At 73.1% G+C, this 6,325-nt stretch carries 7 protein-coding genes; 4 read left to right on the top strand and 3 right to left on the bottom strand.

Features of this window, described 5'->3' with window-relative positions:
* Nucleotides 1-1,327, bottom strand: a 1,327-nt coding sequence (locus K377_RS03550) for a molybdopterin-dependent oxidoreductase (RefSeq protein ID WP_111661575.1), incomplete at its 3' end; no start/stop codon positions are given.
* A gap of 241 nt (nt 1,328-1,568) precedes the next feature.
* Nucleotides 1,569-2,204, bottom strand: a complete 636-nt coding sequence (locus K377_RS03545; RefSeq protein ID WP_111661574.1) for a phosphatase PAP2 family protein — start codon at nt 2,202-2,204, stop codon at nt 1,569-1,571.
* 76 nt (nt 2,205-2,280) lie between these two features.
* On the opposite strand from K377_RS03545, the gene K377_RS03540 reads away from it, so the two are divergent.
* Nucleotides 2,281-2,652, top strand: coding sequence for a BlaI/MecI/CopY family transcriptional regulator (locus K377_RS03540; protein WP_111661573.1), 372 nt, complete (start codon nt 2,281-2,283; stop codon nt 2,650-2,652).
* Nucleotides 2,649-3,590 carry a M56 family metallopeptidase gene (locus tag K377_RS03535; protein WP_111661572.1) on the top strand — a complete coding sequence of 314 codons (942 nt, stop codon included), beginning with the start codon at nt 2,649-2,651 and terminating at the stop codon, nt 3,588-3,590. Before K377_RS03540 ends, K377_RS03535 begins: the two co-directional genes overlap by 4 nt.
* A gap of 184 nt (nt 3,591-3,774) precedes the next feature.
* On the opposite strand, the gene K377_RS03530 is transcribed toward K377_RS03535, so the two are convergent.
* Nucleotides 3,775-4,149, bottom strand: a complete 375-nt coding sequence (locus K377_RS03530; RefSeq protein WP_111661571.1) for a hypothetical protein — start codon at nt 4,147-4,149, stop codon at nt 3,775-3,777.
* A 140-nt stretch (nt 4,150-4,289) separates the two neighbouring features.
* On the opposite strand from K377_RS03530, the gene K377_RS03525 reads away from it, so the two are divergent.
* On the top strand, nt 4,290-4,952 hold the full coding sequence (locus K377_RS03525) for a response regulator transcription factor (protein ID WP_111661570.1): 663 nt from the start codon (nt 4,290-4,292) through the stop codon (nt 4,950-4,952).
* Entirely contained in the window at nt 4,949-6,319 is a 1,371-nt protein-coding gene (locus K377_RS03520) for a sensor histidine kinase KdpD (protein ID WP_111661569.1), read from the top strand. The genes K377_RS03525 and K377_RS03520 overlap by 4 nt, the downstream gene beginning before the upstream one ends.
* Nucleotides 6,320-6,325: the final 6 nt, after the last annotated feature.

The raw sequence follows: 6,325 nt of genomic DNA, 5'->3' as shown, positions 1-6,325 counted from the left end.
CCTTCTGCGCCCAGTCCCGCTTGACCCAGTACGAGTCGTAGGCGTCGAAGGTGGTCAGCTCGATGTCCTGGATCCACTTGCAGGCCGACACATACCCGTACAGGCCGGGGACGACCATGCGGACCGGGAAGCCGTGCTCGAACGGCAGCGGCTGCCCGTTCATCCCGAGGGCGAGCATCGCGTCGCGGCCGTCCATCACGTCGTCGACCGGGCTGCCGATGGTCATGCCGTCCACCGAGCGCGCCACGAGCTGGTCGGCGGGCCCGCCCTTGGACGGCGGCTTCACCCCGCACTCCTTCAGCAGGTCGGCCAGGCGGACGCCGATCCAGCGGGCGTTGCCGACGTAGGGGCCGCCGACCTCGTTGGACACGCAGGTGAGGGTGATGTTCCGTTCGATCAGCGGCATCTTCAGCAAGTCGTCGAACGACAGGGTGCGTTCTCGCGTCACTCCCTTGCCGTGGATGCGCAGCCGCCAAGACGTGGCGTCGACCTTGGGCACCACGAGCGCGGTGTCGACGCGGTAGAAGTCGCCGTTGGGCGTCATGAACGGGCTGATGTCCTTGATCCGCAGCGCGGCCCCCTTGGGCACGGCAGCCGCCCTCGACGACGGTGCGGGCAGCACGATGTCCTTGCGGGAGGCGACCGCGTTCTGTCCCTGGGACCCGTTGAGGGCACGCCCAGCGAGGCCCGCGCCGGTGGAGGCGGCGGCCGCCGCGGTGGCCGCGAGGATGAAGCCGCGCCGGTCCCACCCCGCCCCTCCCCCGTCGCCGCCGGGCTGTGCGGCGGTCGCCCCGCCCTCGGCCTGATCACCGTCGTGTTCCGTGCTGGTCGCGGCGGGTTCGTGCGCCGCCCGGCGGGGCCGCCCCAGCCGTCCGATCAGCCAGTACAGCAGGCAGGCACCGACCACGGCACCCACCACGGACGGCAGCGCGTCGCTGACGCCGGTCGAGTCGGGCCGGCCCGTGGCGGCCAGCGCCCCGACCACCCCGAAGGCGAGCACGCCGAGCGAGCCGATCAGCCGCCACCGCGTCGCCAACGCCCCCAGGACGAGGGCCAGTACGGTCAGGACGGCAAGGATGCCGAGCTGCAGAACGAGTTTGTCGTTGGTGCCGAACTGCCGGATCGCCCAGTCCTTCACGGCGGGCGGAGTGCGGTCGATCGCCGCTCCGCCCACCGCGATGACCGGCCCTGATTCGGGACGTACGGCCGCGGAGACCAGTTCGGCGACCGCGATGGCCGCGTACCCGGCGAGGAGGCCGCTCAGCGCACCGAGGGCCAGGCGCCGGACGCCCCGCGGCGGTGTGGGATATGAGTCGTCGTCGTTCATGTCCGGAATCCGTCCTCGCGCCGCCCTCGGATTGGTCGGTCACGCCATCGAGGGAGGGGAGATGTCGCGCGCCAGCTCTACCAACCCCGCTCGGACGATCGGCGGCGGCAGCGCCGTGGAGGCCGTCCGCTTCCTCACATTGGCCGCGCCGCACGCGGCAGCCGGCGTGATCGACCTGCCCGACCCGGCGTTCGGCAACACCTGTGCCAACGGCTCCGACGGCTGGGCCAAGTGGCCCTGTCTACGCTGCGAGGCCGACCAGGGGGCGCAGCGGCGTCCGGGTGACGAGCTCCGCCAGGCTCTGGGATCGCCGGGACAGCGGAAGAGCCAGAGCCAGGGCGATGACGGCGCCGACGGCGAGTCCCGCGACGACGTCGTGCGGATAGTGCGCCCCGACCCACACGCGCGAGGCCGCCATCAACAGCGCGGCCACGGACGCGACGGCCCCGAGCCGTGCCGATACGAACCACAGGGCGACGGCCGCGGCAGCGGCCAAGGTGGCGTGGTTGCTGGGGAACGACCAGTCGCCGGGAGCCGGACACGCCTCCAGTGTGACCACGTGGAGGGACTGGCACGGCCGCAGTTCGTGCACGCCCTGCTTCAGCAGCGTGCTCCCGGCGAAGGCGATCACGGTGAGGACGGGCGCAGCCAGAGCCCGCAGGGCGTGCGGAGCGTCCTGACGCCGGGCCCGCCACCATCCGAGCAGCATGAGTCCGCCGAAGAGAATCAGCCCGTAGCTGGAGTACGCCGACACGAGGCCGTCCAGCCAGGCCGGGGCCCGGTGCGCGGTGTCGACCACGTCCGTGAGGGCCGTCCCGTCGATTCCGGAGCCGTCGTAGCCCTGGGGAGCTGCCGCCAGGATTGTCGTGGAGTGCATCAGGCGTCGCCCTTGCGTCTACAATTCGGTAGTCGGTCTACTTCACTGTAGACGACGAGGCGGAGGGAGCGGTTCCATGGGCGAGACGGACGGCGAGCGCAGACCTGCCGGCGAGCTGGAGGCCAGCGTGCTGGCCGCGCTGGGCGCGTCGAGCCTGCCGTTGTCGGCGGCTCAGGTGAGGGCGGCGATCCCGCAGGAGCTGGCCCGCACCACGGTGGCCACCCTGCTCGCGCGCCTCCATGAGAAGGGGGCGGTGGGCCGCGCTCCGGGGAAGCGCGGTTTTCTGTACTCCGCCGTCGACGACGCGCACGGCCTGACCGCCCGGCGGATGCGCCGGGAGCTGGAGCAGGACGACGACCGCGGCATGGTGCTGGCGCGCTTCGTCCAGGGGCTCAGCGCCGACGACGAGGCCGAACTCAGGCGCCTGCTGGAGGGAGACGGCACGTGATCGCCCTGCTGCTCATTCCCCTGGCGCTGCCCTGGGCCCTCCCCCCGCTGGCGAGGCGCGCCGTGTCCCGAGTGCGCCCCGACGTCGCCCTGTGGGCCGTCACCGGCGCCACGGCCGTGCTGGCCGTGGGGGTCGTGGCCTGCCTGGGCGCGCTGGTCCTGCCGGCTGCCCTGTCCGTGCCGCAGGTCGGCGCGCTCGCCGATCTCGTCCGCCCGCTGGCCGCCGGACCGCGCTCGCTCGTGCTCGGCATCGCGGCGCTCGCCGCCGGCGCACTCGTCCTGGCGGCATGCCGGGGTGCCCGCCGAGCGGTGTCCGAGGTGAGTCATCTGCGGGCCGCGCAGGCGCGCGTCGCGGGGCTGCCCGAGGCGGGAGGGCTCTGCGTGGTGGACGATCCGCACCCCGACGCGTTCGCGCTGCCAGGGGGGCCGGGCGGTTCGGACCGGATCGTGGTGACGTCCGGCATGCTGCGAGCCCTGGGGCCCGTCGAGCGGGAGGCGCTGCTCGCGCACGAGCGGGCCCATCTCAGGGCGAAGCACCATCTGTTCACCTCGGTCGCGCACCTGGCGGGATGGTGCCATCCGGCACTGGCCGCCACCGCGCATCAGGTGTCCTTCGCCGCGGAGCGAGCGGCAGACGAGGCGGCGGCCCGACGCTGCGGCGATCGGGCCGTGACCGCCCGGGCCGTGGGACGTGCGGCGCTCGCGGCGAACAGCGCCCCTCGCGCGGCCGGTGCACCCGTGCTGGCCCCGGGCGCGACCACCGGCCCCGTACCGGCCCGCGTCAAGGCCCTGCTCGCCCCCGCGCCGGTGCGACGGCTCGCCCCGGCGCTCCTGGCGATGGTCCTGCTGTGCACGGCCGCCGGGATTTCCTCGGCCGGCGGGGCCGTGTGGCTGCATCGCGGCGTCGAGGTGGCGCAGGGCGAGAACCCGTCGGACTGATCGGGCCTCCCGGCCACGAAATCCGGCTCCTGGTGCGGCACCCTCGTCACGGGCGCCTTCGACCTCCAGCCCGATCCCCGGTTCTCCAGGCCGCCGTCTGGCTGCTGTACCTCGCCCCGGTCATGGCCGTCTTCCTGGCACCGGAACGCGGGCGCCCAGCGGTCTCGGCCCGGCAGTCGGCGGCTCAGCCCGCCGAGTGACCGCGGGCGTCCTGCCGAATCTCCGGACGGCGCCGGTGCACGTAGTTGCGCAGGGTGGACAGCGACGCGGCGTCGAAACCCGCCTCGCTCGCCAGGCGCTCCAGGATCCGCCGGTTCGACAGCCGTACTCCGCTCTCGAGTTCCTGGCGCAGCATGTCGTCGATGAGGCCGGTGACGGGATCGAGCAGCAAGGGGCGGGGTTCACGTACGGGCGTCGGCTCGGGGAGCAGACCGAGGGCCGCGAGGACCACCGCGCGCGAGACGCGGTACCGCTGCGCGAGATCGGCCACCGGGACCCGCGGATCCGTCTCGCGCTCACGCCGGATGAGCTCGGCTACCCGTTCGGGAGACCTGTACATGCGGTGATCCTTCGGCGCCGGGACGGTCGGTTCACGGTGTGGGACTCCCCGTTGCGGCAATCACACCACTGGCGTCTACATAATAGTAGACAATAAGGCGTGATCAAAGACATCTGCCCGCCGGGCGGGGGGAGTTGCCGGTGACCCACAAGATCCTGGTGGTCGAGGACGACCACGCGCTGCGAGACGTGCTGCGCCGGGGACTCGCCGAGGAGGGCTACACGGTGGTCCCGGCTCCCGACGGGGCCACCGCTCTCAGACTGGCCACGGCCGCCATCGCGGCGGTGGTGCTGGACGTCGGGCTCCCCGATGCCGACGGGCGTGACGTGTGCCAGGCTCTGCGGGCGCGCGGTATCACCGCACCGGTCATCTTCCTGACGGCCCGCGGGCATCTCACCGACCGGCTGTCCGGCTTCTCCGCGGGTGGTGACGACTACCTGTGCAAGCCCTTCCACCTCAGCGAACTCATCGCCCGTACCCATGCGCTGATCAAGCGGGCCGCTCCCACGCCGGAGCAGTGCGTGGGTGATGTCGAGATCGACCCGATCTCGCTGAGCGCGAGCGTGCACGGCAGTCAAGTGCCGCTCTCCCCCACCGAGTTCCGCCTGCTGGCGCTGCTGGTCGCGGCCGGCGGCACGCTGGTGCGCCGCCGCGAACTCCTCCGGGCGGCCTGGCCGGACGGTGCCTGGGTCAGCGACAACACCCTCGACCAGTACGTGAGCCGGCTCCGACGCAAACTGCGTACGGCCGGCAGCGCCCTGACCGTCCACACCCAACGAGGCATCGGGCACCGCCTCTCATGAGTCCGGTCCCGCGCCTGCTCGTTCCGCGGACGCTGCGGGGGCGGCTGGCCCTGGTGGCCGTGACCGCCGCGGCCCTGCTCCTGACGACGCTCACCGTCGCCTTCGACGCCGTCGCGGAGCGGCACCTTCTGTCCCAGGCGGACGACCGCCTGCGCGGCACGCTCGCCGCCGTCGCCTCGACCATCGAGATGTCGGGCCGTCAGGTACGTGTGCGGGAGACGTCCCACGACGAGATCCTCGACTCCAACGTGTGGGTCTACGACGGGTCCCGCACGGTGGAGCAGCCGGCGAGCGCCCGGCGCCGTCACACCCTCGCCCGGGTGGCCCGACGGATCGCGGACGGCACCGGACCCGCGTGCGTGACGACCGCCGGTCCGGACGGGCAGGAGGGATGGCGGCTGTGCGCCCAGGACGTGTCGCCGCGCGGCACCGGCGTCGTGGCGGTGGCGGCCGTCGACATGACTCCGTACGCGAGCTCCATGGACGCCCTCCTGACGGGATGTGTGGCGTTCGGCGTGGTGATGCTGGCCTGCACCTATGTGCTCACACGTCTGTCGGTCGGCCGTGCCCTGCGTCCCGTGACCGACATGACCGAGCGGGCCGCCCGGTGGAGCGCCGTCTCCTCGACGACGCGTCTGGCCTCGCCGACGGCCCCGGAGGAACTGCGTCACCTGGGTGTGTCGCTGGACGCCCTGCTGGACCGGATACGCAGCGTGCTGCGGCACGAGCAGCAGCTGACCGCGGAGCTGTCGCACGAGCTGCGCACACCGCTCGCCCGTATCGTGGCGGAACTCGATCTCTGGCGGACCCGCCCGCGCAGCCCGTCCGAGACCCTGCGCGCGCACGCCGTGATCGAAGCTGCGGCCGCGTCGATGCGGACCATCTGCGACACCCTCCTCGACCAGTCGCGGGCCACCGCCGACACCGCCCCGGACACACCGGGGACGTGCCGGGTGGACCGGGTGCTGAACCGGCTGGCCGACGCCGAGGTCCACGCCGGTGTGCACACGTTCGTCGAGGTGGACGCGGCGTTGCGGGCCGGTGTGGCCGAGACCGTGGTGGAACGCATCGTCAGCCCCCTGCACGCGAACGCGCTGCGTCACGCGCGCTCGGCAGTGACGTTGTCCGCGCGGGCGACGCCCCGGGGTGTGGACATCGTGGTGAGCGACGACGGGGCCGGTGTACCGCCGGATTTCGCGCCGCGGCTGTTCCGGCCGGGGCAGCGGGCCGACCCCGTCGACGGACACGACGGGGCCGGTCTCGGCCTGGCACTCGTGAGGCGCCTGACCCGGTCGGCGGGCGGGCGGGTGTGGCACGACGACTCGTACACGGACGGTGCGCGCTTCGTGGTGCAGCTCCCCGGCTGAGTCCGG

It is taken from the genome of Streptomyces sp. PsTaAH-137, from assembly GCF_003259365.1.
Classification (GTDB): domain Bacteria; phylum Actinomycetota; class Actinomycetes; order Streptomycetales; family Streptomycetaceae; genus Streptomyces.
This window is presented reverse-complemented; position numbering and strand designations above follow the sequence as displayed.

Coding starts and splice junctions, on each gene's coding strand:
- K377_RS03545 (WP_111661574.1), bottom strand. CDS start 2,204: ATGCACTCCACGACAATCCTGGCGGCAGCTCCCCAGGGCTACGACGGC.
- K377_RS03540 (WP_111661573.1), top strand. CDS start 2,281: ATGGGCGAGACGGACGGCGAGCGCAGACCTGCCGGCGAGCTGGAGGCC.
- K377_RS03530 (WP_111661571.1), bottom strand. CDS start 4,149: ATGTACAGGTCTCCCGAACGGGTAGCCGAGCTCATCCGGCGTGAGCGC.
- K377_RS03520 (WP_111661569.1), top strand. CDS start 4,949: ATGAGTCCGGTCCCGCGCCTGCTCGTTCCGCGGACGCTGCGGGGGCGG.